This window comes from Pedobacter sp. Leaf216, assembly GCF_001421515.1.
GTDB lineage: Bacteria > Bacteroidota > Bacteroidia > Sphingobacteriales > Sphingobacteriaceae > Pedobacter.
Genome location: NZ_LMKM01000023.1, coordinates 487,311 through 507,448 on the forward strand (window position 1 = coordinate 487,311; position 20,138 = coordinate 507,448).

The following is a 20,138-nucleotide window of genomic DNA, read 5'->3' on the forward strand; positions in this document are numbered from 1 at the left end:
TTTAAAAAAACTTAATTGATTAAGAAGCAATTATGGGACTACGGTAGAGTGGAAAAAAATCGATGTTTGAGAAAGGATCAAGCGATCTTTCATTTAATAAACTATTGTATAAATCGTTATTGGCAATGTAACGCCAACTGTTAAATTCGAAGCATAAATTAGAAAAACCCATTTTCCAGCCAAAGAGGTTATCTTCTTTAAAGTTAACCCCACCACCCAGGTTAAAATACTTAAAGCCAAGCTGCCTGCCGATTACGGTAATTTCATCTGTTAATAATTTTGCAGGAGACTCGAACAGGTAAGTAGTTTTAGTGGCCAGCAGGTGTACCTGCATAATTTCATTGGTACAAACCACAATCGCCCCCGAAATGGCTATACCATCTTTGTACACCAGAAAAAGTTTACTGTCAAACTCATCCGAAGAAAGCAGTGCCACAAAATATGCATTGTTAAAAAGATAGTGATCTTTGGCCCCAATGCGGATCATATTTTCTGTATATATTTCAGAAAATATGCTTGCGTCATTAATATCAGTAGAAATTTTGACTTCGTAATCGCGCTTGCGTAAACGCCTTATTTTTTCTTTTACACTTTTTCGGTAACCTGCACGCTGGCTTTCAATTGTTGTGGTTAAATCAATCGCAACGGTTTTCCCATTTGCATGTACGCCCGAAAACTTCTCCATCAACCTTTCCTGGTTAAAAAATGGATGTAACCTCGAAAAAACCGTTACATTTTGCCCTGTTTCTAAAAAACCGACAAAAGATGTTTTAAAACGCTCCATAAAATCATCGTCGAGGAATTCAAAATCCATGTTGGATATTGGGCCTGTATATCCATAAACAGAGGTAAAATCAAAAAAATCGGAGCCCGGAATATTTCGTTTTAAAAGCGGAAATGCAATAAAGTTTTCATCTTCTTCGTATACAAATAATATTGGCAGGCCACTTTTATCTAATGAATGGTAATACCAGGTGTGATAAAAATCGTAGTGAAGCGCACGTCTTACATAGTCAGACCATTCTTGCTTATTATCAATTGTAATAATCTTTCTCATTTGGAAGTTGTATTTATTGTTTTTCTTTACAGGATAGATTAATGTATGGTTGCTAGAACTGAAGCATTAATTACCATTTTTATAAAATCTGATTGTTGTGAAACAGGTTGAAAGCCAACTTTTTTATAAATTGAATATGCTGCCAAATTCTCTGCATGCACTTCTAAAAACACATTTTTAAGGTTAAGGTTATAAAAGGCATATTTAAGCAGCATTAACGATGCATGGTAGCCAATACCCTTGCCCCAGTATTTTTTTTCGCCAATAAAAAGATGGAATTCGGCGGTTTCATTTGCAATATCAAGCAGCTGAATATTGCCGATATATTCGTTTGTGTTTTTTACACAAATGGCAAAACGTTTTTCATTTGTTAAATCAAGCTTATTCAGTAACCATTGTTTCTCAATTTCGGCCGTGATGGGTTGTTTAAGCATAAATTTGGTATATAACCATACTTCAGGGTCATTCCGCCATCTGTACGATACCTCTGCATCTTTCAATGCCAATGGCCTAAGGTAAATTTCCGTGGTCATATCAGTTGCTTTAATGCTTTAACTATCAGGGCCATATCTGCTAAGCTGTAGCGATGATCGATTGGTATTGAAACCAGATTTGCCGCCAGGAAAAATTCAAAACTATCTGCATTGGCCCATTCAAAAACATTGGGCCAATACGTAGCCACAAAAATTTTTTGATTGATGAGCTGCTTTTTTATGGAAGGATCTTCTAGCAGAAGCGGATAAATCATCGGAACATCATCGCCTGAGAAATTTAGCCTTAAAATATTTTCCTCACCTAAATGCTCATCGAGGTAAGCAAAATTGCTCTTTCTGATTTGAGCACATTTTTCATAATCAATGCTGGCCAGGATTGTTGCTGTTAAAACAGACATCTTTTTGATTTCGTTATGGCAAAGCACATTGTTATTTGCAATATAATCGGCATAACCTTCCTCAATATTTAGATCGATACTTTTAATCAGGTGCGAAAAACGGTCTGTAGATTGATCTTGTTTTAAACTTAAACCGAGTTGGGTAGAAATATTAAGGTACGCACCATCGGGTACGCCAAAAAACTTTCTACAGGAATAAAAAGTGTCGCAATTTGCTATAGGCTCACAAAAAAAGGCCTGTGCATTGTCAATAATCAGATGTTTAATCTCTTTAGCCAACCTTTTAACGGTAGCAGTTTTTATCCCAAAATAATTGGTGTAAAGGAAACAGCTTCGTTCGCCAATTTCGAAATCAATTACCGGATCTAAATCCTCGTCTATATGGTAAAAATGATACTTTACATTTAATTTTTTTAAGGGCTCCAACAAAACTCCACAGGTAAAGTATGGCAGGTAAATACTGGTGTACTTTCTTATCCTCAGGATATATTCCAAAGCATTCCTACCTGTGTTAAGGGCAATTAAATTTGGATAATAAACTGCTCCTTTTGATAATTCGAGTGGTATATAGCCTCCAATTGTTTTGGCTGCATGCGTTATTGTTTCCATTGTAATAGCATCTATCCCTGATCTGTTTTATACATTCTGCTTTCTACCGGCCTGTAATATTCTTGTAAGCTGGCTGGCACCCTGGCATTATAGCCAATGATCTGCCTTAAATCGCTATCTATTTTTTCGCCGAATTCGTAACCCAGAAAACGAGGGTAATCGAACTGTTGTTTAATGTAAGGTTTTGTAAAGCCCAGCGTTAAAGCCCTGCGGTGTTTACGGGTAAAATTGATTCCTCCGGCATGCCAGATATTGGAATCGAAGAGGATGATACTCCCCTTTTTAGCAATGGCCTGTTTAGAAAAAGCCTTAAAATGCTTTTCATCAGGCTTAATATCCAGCTTATGAGAACCTGAAAGAAAATGTGTGGCTCCATTAAAAATGGTAAAATCATCAAGTACAATAATCATCTGGATCATAAATTTCGATTCGGATGAAAAGGTGCGCACATCACGGTGGATATTCTGGATATAAGATTTACTTTTTTTGGAGTTAATTACCCCGTTAATGCCATTGAGGATATAGTTACCGCCCAAAAAATCGCGAATTTCCCTGTGGCAGTATAATTTGCTCAAAAGTTCAATTGCAAAATTGTCTTTCTCGAGCAAATGATGCAGCGTACCCTCCATATTTTCATCAATTCCATTCAAAACCTGTATTTCTCTCCTTAAAAGATAAGATGTTTCAAAACCTGTGGTGATTTCTGAAATTAATTTCTGACTGATTGCTTTTTCATATACAACCCATCCATACTCATCTATAGCTTCTCTGAAATCGGCTAAGGTGGCTCGTTTGTAAATAAATGTATTGTTCACAGTTTAAGGTTTAGTTTATTTATTTGGTTAGTTTATTTGTGTGCACGGGCTGTTTAGGCCTGTAATTGCATAATCTTAAAAAGTGCTGCATTAACAATGTTTACATCAAATTTTGCCTTTGCAAATTGATGCCCATTGTTTCCATAAGCAATAATATCATCACTGTTATTGATAAAGTACTCCATTTTACTGGCCAGTGCACCGGCATCTTTAACCGGGATAAGAAAGCCGTTAGCCTGTTTAGGATCGTTATTAACCGTTTCGCGGCAACCCACAGAATCGCTGGTAATTACCGCTCTTCCCATGGCCATTCCCTCCAGTACAGATCTTGGTACACCCTCGCCATAATAAGATGGAAGCACCATTACAGAAGAACTTTCTACTTCTGGCCGCACATCATCAACCTGCCCCATGTATTGTATGGTATCTCCAGAGGCTATTTCCTGATATAAGGCAGGGGTAATTGCATCTATATTGCTATCATAAGGACCAATTAATTTAAAAACAGTTAACGGAAAGCGGCTTCTGATCAGTTTTGCAGCATCGTAATATTCTTTTATTCCTTTTGCATTGATCAATCTGGATACCATTAAAAAGGTAATGGGCGATGTACTTGGTTTTGAGTAGTTGTAGTGGCTTAAATCTACGCCTGAGCCATTTACCACATATACCTGATGTTTTTTATTTAGGATTTTTAAATCAATCAATCGCTCAGAATCATCCTTGTTCTGAAATATGATATTTAAACTGGGATTGGGTTTTAAACTTAACTTTAACAATGACCGGGTTATTTTAACAATCAGTTTGTTACTGGTGCTATTCTCTGTAAAATTATAGCCCAACCCGGTGAGCATTGGGGCAATTAATTTAACCTTGCATATTTTGGCTAAAAATGAGCCATAAATAACCGGTTTAAAAGTGTAAGGAAAAAAAACGTCGGGTTTAATTGCCCTGATTAGTTTATAAAGTGAGTAAATAAACCTTAGGTCGGATAAGACAGAAACATTACTGCCATCTAGCTTACTTTCGTAAGTAATTACCTGGAGTTCTTTTAATCTGTTCCGAACCGATTCTAGTTCTATTTTAGGTGTAAAAACATACACCTGGTTGTGCTGCTGCATCTTTTCGATAAGTTTGCCGCGAAAATCGAGCAATGACCTGGAAGAATCGCACACGATAAAAATCTTTTTTTTGGTCATATTCATCATCTCAAAATTTTAATTTAAACTGCAAAGCCACCTATCCAGGTGGCTTTTTGCAGAAAAAATATGAAGATTTTGGTTTACTTATCTGGCACCAGCATTAGCCATAACAATGGCAGGCACACTGGCTGCATCGTTAAGGAATGATTTGTAATCATAATCTGGAATCCAGTTAGAAACTGTCGTCGTTATATTGTTTGCACCACATTTATCGTAAATATTGGTGTTAATGCCACTAAAATATCCTTCAGGATCGCTTGCTACTTTTGTTGTTAAAGGTTTGGCACAGTTAGAGAAATATTCGTTATCTGTTCTTACAATACCACCTGCTCTTGTACCGATAGAGTAACCGGCATTGTTAAGGTGATAATTGTTAAACATATGCACACTTCCATAATTCATTGAAGGCTCGCGCTCGGTAACATTGTACCACATGTTATGGTGCATGGTGATGTGTAATTTTCCCTTATCGGATTCATGACCTTCAATACCGCCGCTAATCAGCACAGATAAATTTGTATCGTGAAACTTATTCCATGATACTGTTACATAATCAGATTCTCTGGTAATGGTAATGTCTTTACCCCAATATTCCCAACCGCGTGAACGGTCTGTAGAAAAATCACAATGATCTACCCAAATGTGGTGGGCAGCCTCTTTAATCTGTACCGCAGCTTGTTCTACATAATTTTTAAAGGTAATGTTCTGAATTACAATGTTGTTTACCGTATAAATAAATAGGTTAACACCTTCTATAACAGCACCAGATCTACCAATAATGGATTTGTTGGATTTAACATAAACCGGATCGGTACCTGCGCCTTTAATGGTACCATTGATGTAAACTGTACGGGTTACATTATCGCCAAGTGCAGCTTTTAACTGCGCCAAAGTGCTTACAGTAGTTTCTACCCCGCCCTGGCCACCGGTTGTTTTACCATTTACCAAAGCATAACCTACCAACGCTGCATTAACTGTGGTGTTTGCTGGTGTGCTGGATGTTTGTACCTCTGCCGGAGGCAAAGCTGCGCTTGTACCGCCTATTAAATAAGTATAAGAACGGCCGTTTGTTCTCGGGTCTGAATTATCAGATGCTGAAAATATAACCGTGGTGCCCCAATGGCTAAACCTACCTTTACCAATGTTTCTTATATCATCGTGTACGCTATGGGCAGGGCCAATTTCTACACCGTTTTCAAATAACCTTAATACTGATTGCTCTTTTGCGCTTTCACTATCACCACCAGAAATTGATTGTGCAATTTTAAAGGCGTAACCACCTTCTGATTTTAATCCTGAAAGGCTTAACTTGCCAGTACTGCCACTGGTTGCGGCCAATACCGCGCTCGAATCTTTCGAAAACAGCTGAGTACTATCAACCAGCACATCATCTGCTTTCACACTTTTTTTACAGTTACTAAAAAAAATAACTGTCATTAATATTAAACCAATTAAACTCACTTCTCTAAACAATTTTGTCATTCTCTGCATTTTTATTTTTTTAAATTTACAACTTAACGCTATGCGCGATAAATGAGTATATCTAAGAAAATGCAGGTAAAACGCTGATAATTAATTAATAGGAATAATATTTACGATTATTTATACTGTAAACCAATTGCTTACAGATTGTAAAATGAAGATTTAATTATTCAAGATATAGTAGTTTATTATACACCTAGTTTACATATAAATGACAAACCAGATTGCATGTTATGCTGTTTTGAGCGAAACTTGTAAATCTGGGTGGTAAAAAGCTGTAAACCAGTTTACAAAATTCTTCACACCTTCATGCACGGATACTGATGGTTCATAATTGAGCAGGTTTTTAAGATCATCAATATTTGCTGATGTTTCGGCTACGTCGCCATCCTGCATCGGCATAAAAATTTTCTGTGCTGTTAATCCGGTTTCTTTCTCAATTTCTTCTACAAAATCAAGCAGGTTAACGGGTGCTCCTCTTCCTATGTTAAATACGGCAAAGGGTGCTGCAGAGGTTGCCGGATCAGGATTTTGATTGTTCCAGTGCGGATTTGGCTGTGCAGGCTGATCGAATATTCTTACGATACCTTCTATAATATCATCCACATAAGTGAAATCTCTCTTCATCTCGCCATTATTAAAAACTTCGATCGGTTTACCTTCCAAAATTGCCTTGGTAAATAGAAAAAGAGCCATATCCGGGCGGCCCCACGGACCATAAACGGTAAAAAAACGCAAAGCGGTAGTTGGCAAATTAAATAAGTGGCTGTAGGCATGCGCCATTAATTCGTTGCTCTTTTTAGAGGCGGCGTATAATGAAACCGGATGATCTACATTATCATGTGCCGAAAAAGGCATTTTTTTGTTCAAGCCGTACACGCTGGATGAACTTGCATACAATAAATGACCAACCTTAAAATGGCGGCTACATTCTAAAACGTTTAAAAAACCTTTAATGTTGGCCTCAATGTATGCATCTGGATTGGTAAGACTATAGCGTACACCAGCTTGAGCAGCCAGGTTACATACCGCATCAAACTGGTAGGTTTTAAAACAGTTTTCTAGGCTTTCTTTATCGCAGATGTCCAATTTTATAAAAGTATAATTTTCATATTTATCACTAACCTGAGGGATTCCATAAACCAGATGATGATGATCGATACCACTTTGGGCCAAACGGGCATGTTTTAAGTTTACATCGTAATAGTCGTTAATGTTATCAACGCCAACAACAACATCTCCCCTTTCCAATAAGCGTTTTGCCAGGTGGAAACCAATAAATCCGGCTGTACCGGTAATTAAAATTTTCATAAAGTTTGAGTTTGAGAAACTGTTAAGAATTGCCCGTTCAAAGGGCTTAGTTTTCGTTTTTTTCGGGACGCAAGAATGCATCCCATTAGCAATGCAGTAATAATTGTTTATATTTTTTGGGTTTTAGTTTTGTTGTTTTAGCGCACTCAGAATAGATTGCGCAAATATTTCGGGCTTACGGCCATACAAATACTGCATGGTGATTTCAGCATTGTGATTTGCTTGGCCTTTAAGGGTTTTACCCATCGCCTCGGCAAGTGCTTCTACATTGTTCACCTCCACTTTGGCAATTGCCGGAATTTCGTTAATCCCCCCGGCGCAAAGTGTGGCCACCACTGCATTGTTTACCGACATCATTTCTAACAGTACATTTGGGAAACCTTCTTTTATAGAGGATACTACACAAAGTTTAGCCTGTTTAAAATACGGAACCGGATTATCGATTTGTCCTTTTAAAAAAACCGAATCAGCTAAATTATTTTCCTTGATAATACTGGTGAGTACTGCTCTTTCTTTTCCTTCTCCCAATAAAAGTAATTTCATTTCCGGATGCGCCTGCTTTAGCAGTTTAAAAGCTCTTATCAAAACCGGAAACCCTTTTTCAGGGATCAGCCGGCCTGCCGAGCAGATAAATTCGAGTTTTGCATCACCATTAATCAGCGGTTGGGTAGATTTAGAGATAATCTTATCAAAATCAACCGGATTTGGCTGCACCAGTACCTTTCCTGCTACCAGGAATCTGTTATGTTCCAATAGCTGTATTTTCATCAGTTCGGTTTGGCAAACCACTAAATTTACCGCGGGGTAACCCATGCGGTAAATAATTTTATAGATGCTTTTTTTTATTCCGGTAAAACGGGTAAATACCGACGTACATTCGCGTACAATCAATTTTGATTTGAGGTAACCGATTCTTTTTAAAAAACCTAAAAAGGCATTTAAATAAGGATGCGTGCTCATTACTACATCATCTTTTTTAAATTTTCTCAGCATGGGGGTCAGTTTAATAAAACCCCAAAAAATGGTATGCTTTGAAAGGTACCGCTTTGTAATCTGTTCAGAAATTTTGAGTCCCGAAAAAGGATGTTTTTTTAAAAAGTACATTTCTCCCCCAGCAGCATTAGCCATCATTAACAGTACATTTTCTGCACCATTTGGCGCATCAGTAAGTGAAATGAGAATTATTTTTTGTGGAGCGATAGTCATTCGGTTGTTTATCTGTTTTTAAAGTTCCTTACAAACTTCTTAAAGGGCGTTATCATACTGAGTACTTTGCGTTTGCCATCTATTACGATAATATTATGAGCGAAGCTGATGTTATGCAATCCCTGGTTGTAGGCTTTATCAGGTAATATTTCGAACTGAAGGCTAGTTTTAAACTCCTTATCGTTAAGTTTTTCTATTTCGTTGATGATAATTGATCCCCCATAACAATTGCTTGGGTTCTGCGTTGGCCGATAAAGTGATCCACCAACCTTAAAAAGATTGCCAGCAGCCCTGCAATACTCTCTTTCTACAGGGATAGGATTTAGATAATGCCCCGTGTATTGGCCATCCAAAGTTTTTGAATGGTAAATGTAGAGGTGTTGATGATCTCCGGATACACTGGTAAAAAGCCAATAGCTACCGGCATGGTAAATGACAGAACTATCTACAAAAGCTTTTCCGCTCACCAATACTTTTATTTTAATTAATTGGCTGGGGTTTTCCTCATCTATTTGATAGAGCGCAACTTCGTTTCCTGCGGAGGTTTCGGGGATGCAGTACAAAACACCATTTTCTTCAATTAAATAAGGATAGGATAAATGAATCTGACCAGGTTTAATGCCCTTTACTTTCTGTTTATTTTTAAAATCAAAACCATCAATTACCATAATCTCTCCTTTTCCTTTCCAGAAATCGAGTTCTTCATAATAAATCCGAGGTTTATCATTCACATTTACCACAAAGGGATCTGCAGCATAATCTACGCGGTCTTCTTTTAACCAGTTGATGGATGGGGCAAGCTTTTTAGTCCTGATCAGCTCTTCTGCCGTTTGGTGCACATAGCCGATATTCCATTTATCAGCAGCAAAAATTTTATTGAAGAGGTTAACTGTTGCATTCATCATATTAGGCTACTAATGGAATTTGACGGGCGGTTGATTTATTTTTAATCAGCCATTGCGAAAGCACCAACAATTTCCATATTTGAGGGTACCTGTTCCACTTCCCGCTCATGTGTTCGTTAATAATTTCCTGTGTTCTTTTTAAGTGGATGCCAGGAATGTTTTTCAGGTTATCTGCTGATAAATTATCCATTACATAATCTTTAAGCTCATTTCTGAACCAATTTTGAAACGGCATGGTAAAACCCGCTTTTGGCCTATCAAACAACTGTGCAGGCACCCGATCAAACAATAAATCTTTTAAAATCCGTTTTTGGTTTCCGCTGGTATATTTAAAGGATGTGGGCAAACTTCTTGCAAATTCCATTACCCGGTAATCCATTAAAGGAGAACGCGATTCCAATGAAAATGCCATTGATGCACGGTCTACTTTGGTATTGATATCACCATTTAAATAAGTTTTAATGTCGAAATCAGAAATCCGCTCCAATAACGGTTTGGATGGATTGGTGAGAATATGCATCAATGGATTAAACTTTGCTAAATCGGGTTGTTTTACCCATGAGTTTTCCATATTGCCGAACATTTTTACATAGAGTTTTTCTACATCTTCCATCGATATGCCCATGGCAATAAGTTTATGGCGGTAGCTTGGCGAGTGATTGATTAAACCTGCCAACGCTTTTCTTACGCCATGTGGGGCATAAAACAGGCTATTTACTTGTTTAATCCATTTATAACGGTGGTAGCCCAAAAAGGCTTCATCACCGGCATCGCCACTAAGGGCAACGGTAACATGCTGCCTGGTATTTTTGCTGAGCAGCATGGTTGGTATGGCACTCGAATCTGCAAAAGGTTCATCATAGTAACGGTTGAAGTTTTCAATCAGTTTAATTCCATCATCATAATTGCATTCAATTGTATGGTGATCGGTGCCTAAATGTTTGGCTACCTGTGCCGCATAAGCGCTTTCATCAAAACCTTTTTCGTTAAATTTTATAGAGAAAGTTTTAACATGATCGATCTCTTTCGTGGCCAGCGCAGCAATAAGCGACGAATCTATCCCGCCTGATAAAAAAACACCAAGCGGCACATCTGCATTCATCCTGATTTTAACAGCATCGGTAAGGATCAGTTCCAAAGCCTCTTTTGCTTCATCATAAGTGCCTATAAACTTGTTCTTCCATCCATAATCAAGTGTCCAGTATTCGGTAATTTTAATTTTATGGCTGCCCAGGTCGTAAGTAAAATAATTTGCGGCAGGCAGCTGTTTTACTTCCGCAAAAATAGATTGTGGCTCTGGTACATATCCCCAGATTAAATATTGGCTAATGGCATCTTCATCAACAGTTAAGCTCCTATCAATGCTAATTTGTGATGGTTGGCTTGCAAATTCAAACGATCCATGGTGATGAGCATAATAAAATGGCTTTTTGCCAAAACGATCTCTTGCACCAAAAAGTTCATTTTTTCGGGTATCGTAAATTACAAAAGCGAACATTCCGTTAAAACGGGTAAGGCAGGCTGCGCCATATTCTAAATAAGCAGCACAAATTACTTCGGTGTCAGAACTGGTGCTAAACTGGTAGTTTTTACGTTCTAATTCTCTTCTGATATCTTTGTAATTGTATATTTCTCCGTTAAAAACAATATGAAGATGCAAATAGGAAAACGGCTGGTTTGAGCGGGCATCAAGATCGATAATTGCCAGGCGGTTATGCGCAAAAACAACTTGATCGTAGCGTTGAACCCCTGTATAATCGGGACCGCGAAAACTGATCCTTGCCATTTTCTGGCGGATTGTTCCGTCTGAGTAAGGTATAGTTGTGCCGTATATTCCACACATAACAATAAAAATTAAGATGGTTAACTGATTAATTCTTCATATGCTGCACTGATTTTATCGAGTGCGCATTTTTGGTAAACATTTTCTCTTATTTTAGAAGGTTTCCAGTGATCTTTTGTGCAGGCCTGGATAATTTTTGCCCTAAACCTGGCTAAATCGCCTTGTTCAATAACATAACCGTTAAAACCATCTAAAATTAACCCCGGTATGCCGCTCACTTTAAAGGTTACCACAGGCAGGCCAACGGTAAGGGCTTCTAAAACAACATTAGGAAATCCTTCAGTGTATGAACTTAGCACCATTAAATCATGCTGTACCATTACTTCGTGAATGTTTTTAATTTCTCCTATTATTTTAAGCCGATGATCGAGTTTCAAATCGCGAATTTTAGCGGCAATCTTCTCTTTAAGTACTCCGGTGCCTACAAAATCGAGGTGGTAATTTTCGGGCAAACCAGCCATAATATCAACCAATCTTTCCAGGCCTTTTTCGAGGGCAAAACGCGCCACTACCAACAATTTATAAATCTTATCGGGTGTTTTAAATTCCTTTAATTTACTGGTCGGCAAAACCGGGTTGGCAATTACTTTAATGAGCTGCTGGTTAACGCGATAGGTATTTACCAGCGATTGTTTCATTTCGTTTGATTGACAAACAATCTGTTTATAGCCCCGGTAACTTGCACTGGCAAAAAGTTCATAAAACCTTGATTTAAAGCCTTCATATAGCCTTTGTTCGTGCGGAATGTTAGATGCACGGGCAATAAGCATCGGGATTTTTAAAAACCTGCCAACAAGCGAAACCAGAATGTTTATATGATCCGTAGTTGAAAAAACAGCATGCGGAGATTCGTTTTTCAATACATTGTAAAGGGCAAAAAACGACTTTGAAGCTTTTCTGGTTTTTAAATCAATAAAACGTACTCCTGGTAAATCCATCGAGAAACAGTTTACCGTAGAATCAAGGATGATGATGGTTACATCAAAACGGTTTTTATTAAAGCCTTGTGCCAAATTCCAGAATACCCTTTCCGATCCGCCAGAGGTGAGTGAGCTAAGCACAAAAAAGACTTTCTTTTTATGCTTAACATCTTCGCTAATAATATTTTGTAACGCGTACATACTATTTTAGTTGATCACAATTTTATTAATCGTTAGCCAGATAATTTTAAAATCAGTTAGAATATCGTGTTCGTTGATGTACCGCATATTCTGTTTAATTTTTGCTGGTATAATCCTTTCGATGTAATACGTTTCTGGATCTTCGGCATGTTTAAGGAGTTCGTTTTCATTGCAAAATTCTACTGAAGCCCAATCGGTAATGCCCGGTTTTACAGATAATACGTAACGTTGTTCTTCATTATAGAGGTTAACATATTTCCGTACTTCAGGCCTTGGCCCCACAAAACTCATCTGCCCTTTTAAAACATTCATAAGTTGTGGCAGCTCATCCAGTTTATACTTGCGCAACCAGTAGCCAATGCGTGTAATGCGGCTATCCCGGTTTCCAATAGTTAACAGGCTATCGCTGCGCTGTGTTACATACATGGTTCTGAATTTCACCAAATGAAAATCTTTCATGTTTCTGCCAACCCTGATCTGTTTAAAAATCACCGGTCCTTTTGAATCGAGTTTAATTAAAATTGCAATCAGAATTAAAAGCGGACTGAACAAAAGCAAACAGAAGATTGCAAATACCACGTCGAATATTCTTTTCTTGTTTATTTTCATGATGCTACTGCCATTTGTTTGTGTTTAGAAAATCCATCTTCATCTAGTGCTAAATGGCTATTTAACTGAATTTGCACACAACTGATTACCGAAGTAATGATAAATTCTACTTCTGATGCTGTTAACTGCGGATAAATGGGTAAGGAGATTTCGCAGGCATAATTTTGGTAGGCCATTGGATAATCTTCAATTTTATAACCTAAATTTTTAAAGAGTGTAAGCATTGGCATCGGGATAAAATGAACATTGCTCGCTATACCTAAAGAAGCCAGATCGTCGATTACCTGATCGCGCTGTTCTTCCTTTAAACCGCTCACCCGTAAGGGGAAAAGGTGGTAACAGGATTCGCGTTGGGTACTTACTAAAGGCGGAGCAATAAACCAATCTTCATTTTCAAAGCCATCACAATATTGCTGTGCAATTTTTTTCCGTTGCGGCAAAAGTTCCTGGTTATATTTCCTGATCTGCGCCAAGCCAATTGCGGCGCAAATATCTGGCATATTGATCTTTAAACCCTGAAATAGAATATCGTAACGCCAGCCGGCACCTCTCGATTTTGAAAGCGCATCTTTGTTCTGTCCATTAAGCGTATACATTTTTAAATAGCTGTATTCTGCCTGAGGATCAAATGCTGCCGGAAGATTTAAGCAAATGGCACCACCTTCGGCCGTTGTGATATTTTTAACCGCATGGAAAGAAAATATGGTTACATCACACATTTGTGCAGCAGGCCTATTGTAATACAAACTACCAATAGAATGTGCTGCATCCGAAATCAATAAGATTCGTTTAAGCAAAGCTTGTTTATCAGATTTACATTTAAATTTTTTCTTAATGTCGAACCGATTAATCAACTCTTTAAGAGCTGCATAATCACAAGGCCAGCCTGCAATATCAACAGCAATTATGGCTTTTGTTTTTGAGGTTATGGCCGCAGCAACCTTTTCAGGATCGATGTTAAAATCATCCAACACATCTACCATTACAGGCGTTGCACCGCAATGCATAACTGCCAATGCTGTAGCACTATAGGTAAAAGCAGGCACAATTACTTCATCGCCAGCTTTAACACCAAACCACTTTAACATCAATATAGCACCCGATGTCCATGAGTTTACACAGATTACCTCATCAGTACCTGTAATTACTTTAATTTCCTGCTCAAGGGCTTTAACTTTTGGTCCGGTGGTAATCCATTTATCGTTAAGTGTTTCCAATACCTGATCAATAACCGACTGATCGATATAAGGCGGAGAGAATGGGATATTCATATTCGTCAATTTAATTGTGTTAATTATATGTGACCAGAAGTGGGTCTTCCATTTTTATTTTTGAAAGTTGTAAAATGGCAAAGTAGAGAAATAAGGTAGGCCCGCTTGTAGCCAGCAACCATTCGTTATGAAAAAACGAGTTAATCGATATGGCTATAAATGAACAACTTAAGCAAACTAGCAAAGCATTCTTTTTATCTTTGATGTGCAAAAAAGCGTAAAAAATGATCTTGCCAACCTTTCGGTACAATAAAACAAGCAAAATAATGCCCAATAGTGGCCCTAAATAGGTAATAAACATTAAATAAGCATTATGAGAGGTAATTACGATAGGTCCTTTTTTGTATACAAAATTATGCTGAACCACATCATTCCAGGTTTTACCATAAAACAATAAACCAAAAGGATAATCGGTAATGATTTCGATATTTTCACCCATTAAATCACCGCGTTCTTCTTTTCCTTTTGCGTTTTCTGCACTTTTATTTAGAATATTCTGTTGCTTTTTACCTTCCGATAACTGCTCTATCGAACTTTGGGCTATAAAAAATAGCGCACATAAAGCACCAAAAATTAAAACTGACTTAGCTTTGTAATAACTTAAAAAAAACAGCCCGGTTACTATTGCAAACGCAACCAGAACCGAACGTTGCATGCCAAAGAAAATCAGGCAGAGCGACAGCCCAAATAACAACAGGTTAATTAACCAGCTTCTTTTAAATAATATTGCATTAATGACCAAAAAAGGAGTTAAAGCGGCCATTTGATAGCCGAATGTAAAAATGGTGGTAGAAATACCTGCCGGTGCCTGTAATACATCTTCTTGCACCAATAGCGACCTGATGGGTGCCATATTATACTGGTGATCGATAAACATAATTATTCCGGAGAGCAATAAAACACCAAAGAAAAACCAAACTGCAATATTCATTCGTTTTAAATCGGTGCCGATAACGTAGTTAAAAAGCAATGCAAAACAACTTGCAACGATTAAAAGGGCAAAAAAGCCTGTTACATCAGCCTGACCAATCAGGTAAAAAAACAGTGCTGCAATAAAGAAAACAAACAATTCTTTGCCATAACTGAAAGATTTTTCTTTGGTACGGTAGAAGTAGATTAGCGGCGCCAGGAAAACCATGGGCGCCGGAATTCTAAATACACCCGTCATGAAGATGTTGAATGTGGTTGCATAAACATACGCGAACAACAAAAGGAGAAACATTATTTTTTTCGTCATGACATGATGAGTTGTTCCCAATTGGCAGAAATTCTTTCGATTGAATTTGTTTCGTTAATTAACTTTGCTTTTTCAGAAATATTTTTTCTTAATAAATTGTTATTAAGAATTTTAGCTATCGCTTCTGAAAGTGCTGCTACATCTTCTTTATCAACAAGAAGGCCGTTAATTCCATTGTTAATAATTTCTGAAGGACCAAATTCGCAATCCATTGCAACGCAGGCACAACCCATTCCCATTGCTTCTACCAATACATTTGGATAACCTTCATTTCTTGATGAAAGCACAAAAACCTCAGCTTGCGTATAGTAATCCTGGAGGTTGGATTTAAAACCAATTAATTTCACCCGATCTTCCAACTTTAAGGCAACAATTTGCTGCGCTAAACTGGCTTCTTCAGGCCCCACTCCGGAGATCAATAGATCCACATCCGTATGCTGTAAACGGGAATAGGCATCAATTAATAAATCGAAACCCTTTTGATGATTTAAACGGCCAACTGCGAGTATAAAACGTTTTTGATTTACCATTGCAGCAGTAGCCTGTTTAAAATTATTGACCGGATTATGAATGGTTTTAAAGTTTTTAAGGGTTTTGAACAGTTTGTTGCGCTTAAACCCTTTGCCCATTTCTCCTGCAGGCAATACAATTGCTTTCGATTTGCTATAAACCTTGAAAGAAATCCACTGCAATAGTTTGTTGTATTTGTTTATCGTATAGTCAGGGGTAATCCTTTCTGAAACGAGATAAGGAAGTCGCAAAATAAGGCAGCATAATCCCGCCCAAAGGTTGGCTGATGTCATAAAACAAATGGTACAGGCAGGCTTTTCTCTTTTTAAAATCGAGATTAACCTATAAAATGTCAACCAGGCATATTTTAACCTATTGTAAAAATTTTGACCGTTTTTCCTGTTTACCAGATTTACAATTTTTACCCCACTATCCATCTTATATTTAACTTCAGCTGTATTTAGGCAAATCATCGTAACAGTGTAACCTTTGCTATAAAATTTATTGGCGATGTTACTGATTACCCGCTCTGCGCCACCCCCTTCTAAACTGTTGATTACGAAGCATAATTTAGTATCCATCAGGCGTCAGTTTACAATGGTTTTAATGGTTTGGAAAGCGTTTCCAATCGTTTTATGTTTCACTTCGAAAAGGAAATATTTTTTGAAATAGAAATACAGTAATTTAACTTTCTGTAACCCGGTATAAGTAAAAATCCTGGCGATAAGATAGAAATCACTCAATTGCATTTTCTTTAAAGGTACATATGCAACAGGGCTCCAAATGCCACCACCATGCCTGCGGTAACAGCTCATCACCTCAGGTAGCACATAAATCTTTTTTCCGCTAACCCATGTCGAATACAATTTTAAAAATTTGTCGCAGGCATGGCACTTCAAAAACCACTCATTTTTATATAATTCCCTAATGGCTTCGGTATTGCGGTATACAATGGTTGCCGTACTTGTTTCTACCTGTTTATTAATCATTAAATCACTAAAGCTATACGTTAACGGAACGGGGTTAAAGTCCATGTAAAACAGTTCAGTATCATCAAAATTAATTTCGCGTGTATAATGGCAGCACATAATATAATCAGGATTATTTTCTAAAAAATCTACCTGTTTTTGCAGCTTATTTGGATCTGACCAGTAATCATCACCATCACAAGTGGCCACATATTTACCTTTTGTTGCCAATGCAACCCGGATTACATTTTGCGTGGCACCTATATTTTTAGGTGCTTTTAACCTTTTAATTTTACCAGGATGTTTGGCTGCGTAGGCATCAATAATTTCAGTTGTGCCATCAGTAGAGCAATCGTCTCCGATGATGATTTCGGTATTGAAATTACATTGCTGCATCAAAAAACCATCAAGTGCCTTGGCAATAAATTTACTGTGGTTATAGGTTATGCAAAAAATGCTCACCATTATTTCGGTACTGTCTTCTTTCTTCATTGCAGCCTAGTTAATTGCCGTTAACCGCTATGCCTAAACTGCCATTAACCAAGATTCCATAGTCGGCCAGCTTAACAACTTGTTTCTTGCGGTAATTTTGAGTCCTTAAAATAATTCTGACCACAAGATCCTGATCGGAACTTGTTAGGGTATGATACAATGGCAAACACATAATGCGTTTTGAAATTGAATCGCATATTGGCATATTTATTTTATCAATGTAAGGCAGGGCTGATAAAGATGGGTAGAAATACCGCCTGCAATACACCTGTACCAACTCCAGCTGCTTCATGCAATCGAGCATAATTTCTTCAGATCTAAAGATTACAGGAAAATAAGCATAATTAAAATCGGTATCTGGTTGAATAACCTGAAACTGAGCCTCAATCTTATTCAAACGCATTTCGTAATGCAAACACAGCTCCTTTCGTTTACTAAGGATCTGATCGATGTGCTGCAGGTTGCACAAGCCCATAGCCGCATGAAATTCGGAGTTTTTGGCATTTGTACCCACTTCCGAAAAGGTATCAACCCCACTATAACCGAAATTGCGCATCAGGGCCATTTTCTTTAAAATATCGGGGTTTTGCGTAAATACCGCACCACCTTCAATGGTATGAAACAATTTGGTGGCATGGAAACTTGTTGTGCTAACATCGCCATAGGCGAAAATAGATTTGCCTTTATATTTGGTACCAAAGCAATGTGCAGCATCGTAAATCACTTTTAATCCGTGCTTTTTCGCAATGCGGTCTATCGCCTCAATATCGCATGGATTTCCAAACACATGGGTAGCTAGTATTGCGGTGGTATTAGTTGTAATAGCGGCTTCAATTTTATTGGGATCAATATTCAGGGTATCTTCATCTATATCCACAAAAACTGGTTTGCACCCCTGCCAAACAATGCTGCTGGTTGTAGCCACGAATGAGAATGGTGTAGTAATTACCTCTCCTTTTACTTCTAAAGCCTGTATGGCCAACTGTAAAGCTATTGTTCCGTTGGTAACATATAACAAATGTGGCAGCTCAAGGTATTGTTGCAACTTTAACTCCAGTTCGTTTACTAAAGGACCATTGTTAGTGAGCCACTGTCTGGCCCAAATGCTGCTTACGTAGCTTTTAAAATCTGCCTGTTTAGGCAAAAAGGGTTTGGTTACAGGTATCATTGTTTAAGGATTAATTGTTTAAAATCAATTAGTGCAGCCAATCGGAAACTGCTGCTTATACCGAGGTAAAAACTTCCATAGATTATGCTTAAAGCAATAATCCGGAGGAGATTGTGGATGGTGTAGTGTGCTACATACCAATGATCGAGATAAAAGCAGCCCAAACCCAACAGAATGGAGAGCGTTAAAGCAGGTGCGATATCCGAAAGCTGTTCTTTTAATGGATAATTAATGAGTTTACCACTGTAAGTTGAATTGATATAATAGGCGAAAACGGTAAAAAAAAGCTGAAAATATAAAAGTCCCATTATTCCGAAAGGGATAACGCAGATAATCCCGACAACACTGAGTACCTTTTTTACAACTTCGAGTTTTAAAAACTGCCCGCTATGCCCTTTAACCTTTAAAATATTTAAGTTGTAGGCATGTAAAGGATACAAAATGCCTGCTAAGCATAAAATCTGAAAATATGGTACAGATGGCAACCATTTATCGGTTAAAAGCAGCGAGATTAATGGATGGGCAATAAGCGCTAAAAAAATCAGGATCGGTGCATTCCAAAACAGCACCTGTTGCATTAGCCTTTTATATACCATTTTAAGCTTTACATCATCATTGCTGATGGTTGAAAACATGGGATAGGTAACCTTATTGATCGCTGTAGAAATTATGCCGATGGGCAACTGACTTAAACTATCGGCCCTTGCATAAAAACCCAACTGTGCAGCCGCATAAAACCTACCAATAATTACTGTATATAAATTCTGGTAAACGGTATCAAGCAAGCCAGAAAGCGTCATCTTGTAACCAAAATGAAAGTGCCTGCTAAAACTTCTTTTATTAAAAATCAACCTTGGCCGCCAATCCGAATAATACCAGTGCAATGCTGTAGAAATGCTTGCACTCAATAAGCTCATCCAAACCAGGCTCCAGGTGCCATAACCATTTTTAGCAAGGTAAACCCCTAAACATCCGCCCAGTATAACAGCAGGAATCTGAATAACGGTTTGCAGCTTAAATTTCATTTCCTTGGTTAGCAAAGTACTCTGAATGCTAAAAAAGGCATTAATTAAAAAGGTTAAGCCATAAACCCTAACAATATCGGTAAGTGCGGGCTGTTTGTAGAAGGCAGCGATTAAAGGTGCGGCAACAAATAAAACACCATACACAATGATGCTGCCCAACAGGTTAAAAAAAAATATGGTAGAGAAATCTTTTTGCCCTGCCCTTCTCGTCCTGATTAGAGACGAAGTTAAACCACTATCCATTAAGGAGTTGCCTACGGCGATGAATATGGAGAGCATGGCAATTAAGCCAAATTCTGCCGGACTCAACAAACGGGCCAATATAATGGTTATGAACAGGTTGATGAATTTAACACTAAACTGCTGCCCAATCGACCATATAATGCCCGATCGTGCTTTATATGTTAAACTCATG

18 protein-coding genes are annotated in these 20,138 nt (G+C 37.8%); all 18 read right to left on the bottom strand.

The window, feature by feature from the left end:
• Positions 1-19: 19 nt before the first annotated feature.
• The 18 genes from ASE74_RS17325 to ASE74_RS17410 all read right to left on the bottom strand — a co-directional run bounded on the left by ASE74_RS17325 (position 20) and on the right by ASE74_RS17410 (position 20,137).
• On the bottom strand, positions 20-1,057 hold the full coding sequence (locus ASE74_RS17325; protein WP_055911686.1) for a GNAT family N-acetyltransferase: 1,038 nt from the start codon (positions 1,055-1,057) through the stop codon (positions 20-22).
• Positions 1,058-1,095: 38 nt separating this feature from the next.
• On the bottom strand, positions 1,096-1,590 hold the full coding sequence (locus tag ASE74_RS17330; RefSeq protein WP_055911689.1) for a GNAT family N-acetyltransferase: 495 nt from the start codon (positions 1,588-1,590) through the stop codon (positions 1,096-1,098).
• Positions 1,587-2,558, bottom strand: a complete 972-nt coding sequence (locus tag ASE74_RS17335; protein ID WP_055911692.1) for a hypothetical protein — start codon at positions 2,556-2,558, stop codon at positions 1,587-1,589. The genes ASE74_RS17330 and ASE74_RS17335 overlap by 4 nt, the downstream gene beginning before the upstream one ends.
• 11 nt (positions 2,559-2,569) lie before the next feature.
• Entirely contained in the window at positions 2,570-3,373 is an 804-nt protein-coding gene (locus ASE74_RS17340) for a phytanoyl-CoA dioxygenase family protein (RefSeq protein ID WP_055911694.1), read from the bottom strand.
• 53 nt (positions 3,374-3,426) lie between these two features.
• Complete coding sequence (locus ASE74_RS17345) at positions 3,427-4,572, bottom strand: glycosyltransferase family 4 protein (protein WP_235526144.1); 1,146 nt, start codon at positions 4,570-4,572, stop codon at positions 3,427-3,429.
• Positions 4,573-4,659: 87 nt separating this feature from the next.
• The gene (locus ASE74_RS17350) at positions 4,660-6,057 is read right to left on the bottom strand and encodes a polysaccharide lyase family 1 protein (protein ID WP_055911701.1); all 1,398 of its coding nucleotides are present in this window, start codon (positions 6,055-6,057) and stop codon (positions 4,660-4,662) included.
• Between the two features lie 231 nt (positions 6,058-6,288).
• Complete coding sequence (locus ASE74_RS17355; protein ID WP_055911704.1) at positions 6,289-7,368, bottom strand: NAD-dependent epimerase; 1,080 nt, start codon at positions 7,366-7,368, stop codon at positions 6,289-6,291.
• 123 nt (positions 7,369-7,491) lie between these two features.
• Positions 7,492-8,574, bottom strand: a complete 1,083-nt coding sequence (locus tag ASE74_RS17360; protein ID WP_055911708.1) for a glycosyltransferase — start codon at positions 8,572-8,574, stop codon at positions 7,492-7,494.
• A gap of 8 nt (positions 8,575-8,582) precedes the next feature.
• Complete coding sequence (locus ASE74_RS17365; protein WP_055911711.1) at positions 8,583-9,479, bottom strand: hypothetical protein; 897 nt, start codon at positions 9,477-9,479, stop codon at positions 8,583-8,585.
• Position 9,480: 1 nt separating this feature from the next.
• Positions 9,481-11,322: an asparagine synthase (glutamine-hydrolyzing) gene (asnB, locus tag ASE74_RS17370; RefSeq protein ID WP_055911713.1), complete on the bottom strand. Its 1,842-nt coding sequence runs from the start codon at positions 11,320-11,322 to the stop codon at positions 9,481-9,483.
• A gap of 20 nt (positions 11,323-11,342) precedes the next feature.
• A complete protein-coding gene (locus ASE74_RS17375) occupies positions 11,343-12,443 on the bottom strand; it encodes a glycosyltransferase (RefSeq protein ID WP_055911715.1) in 1,101 nt (366 codons plus the stop codon).
• 6 nt (positions 12,444-12,449) lie between these two features.
• Positions 12,450-13,052, bottom strand: a complete 603-nt coding sequence (locus ASE74_RS17380; protein WP_055911718.1) for a sugar transferase — start codon at positions 13,050-13,052, stop codon at positions 12,450-12,452.
• Positions 13,049-14,323: a DegT/DnrJ/EryC1/StrS aminotransferase family protein gene (locus ASE74_RS17385; RefSeq protein WP_055911721.1), complete on the bottom strand. Its 1,275-nt coding sequence runs from the start codon at positions 14,321-14,323 to the stop codon at positions 13,049-13,051. Before ASE74_RS17385 ends, ASE74_RS17380 begins: the two co-directional genes overlap by 4 nt.
• Before the next feature lie 19 nt (positions 14,324-14,342).
• Positions 14,343-15,560, bottom strand: coding sequence for an O-antigen ligase family protein (locus ASE74_RS17390; RefSeq protein WP_082458831.1), 1,218 nt, complete (start codon positions 15,558-15,560; stop codon positions 14,343-14,345).
• Positions 15,557-16,651, bottom strand: a complete 1,095-nt coding sequence (locus tag ASE74_RS17395; RefSeq protein ID WP_055911727.1) for a glycosyltransferase family 4 protein — start codon at positions 16,649-16,651, stop codon at positions 15,557-15,559. Before ASE74_RS17395 ends, ASE74_RS17390 begins: the two co-directional genes overlap by 4 nt.
• Before the next feature lie 6 nt (positions 16,652-16,657).
• The gene (locus ASE74_RS17400; RefSeq protein ID WP_055911730.1) at positions 16,658-17,530 is read right to left on the bottom strand and encodes a glycosyltransferase; all 873 of its coding nucleotides are present in this window, start codon (positions 17,528-17,530) and stop codon (positions 16,658-16,660) included.
• 10 nt (positions 17,531-17,540) lie between these two features.
• Positions 17,541-18,698, bottom strand: a complete 1,158-nt coding sequence (locus ASE74_RS17405) for a DegT/DnrJ/EryC1/StrS aminotransferase family protein (RefSeq protein WP_055911733.1) — start codon at positions 18,696-18,698, stop codon at positions 17,541-17,543.
• Entirely contained in the window at positions 18,695-20,137 is a 1,443-nt protein-coding gene (locus ASE74_RS17410) for a lipopolysaccharide biosynthesis protein (protein WP_055911736.1), read from the bottom strand. Before ASE74_RS17410 ends, ASE74_RS17405 begins: the two co-directional genes overlap by 4 nt.
• Between the last annotated feature and the right edge of the window lies 1 nt (position 20,138).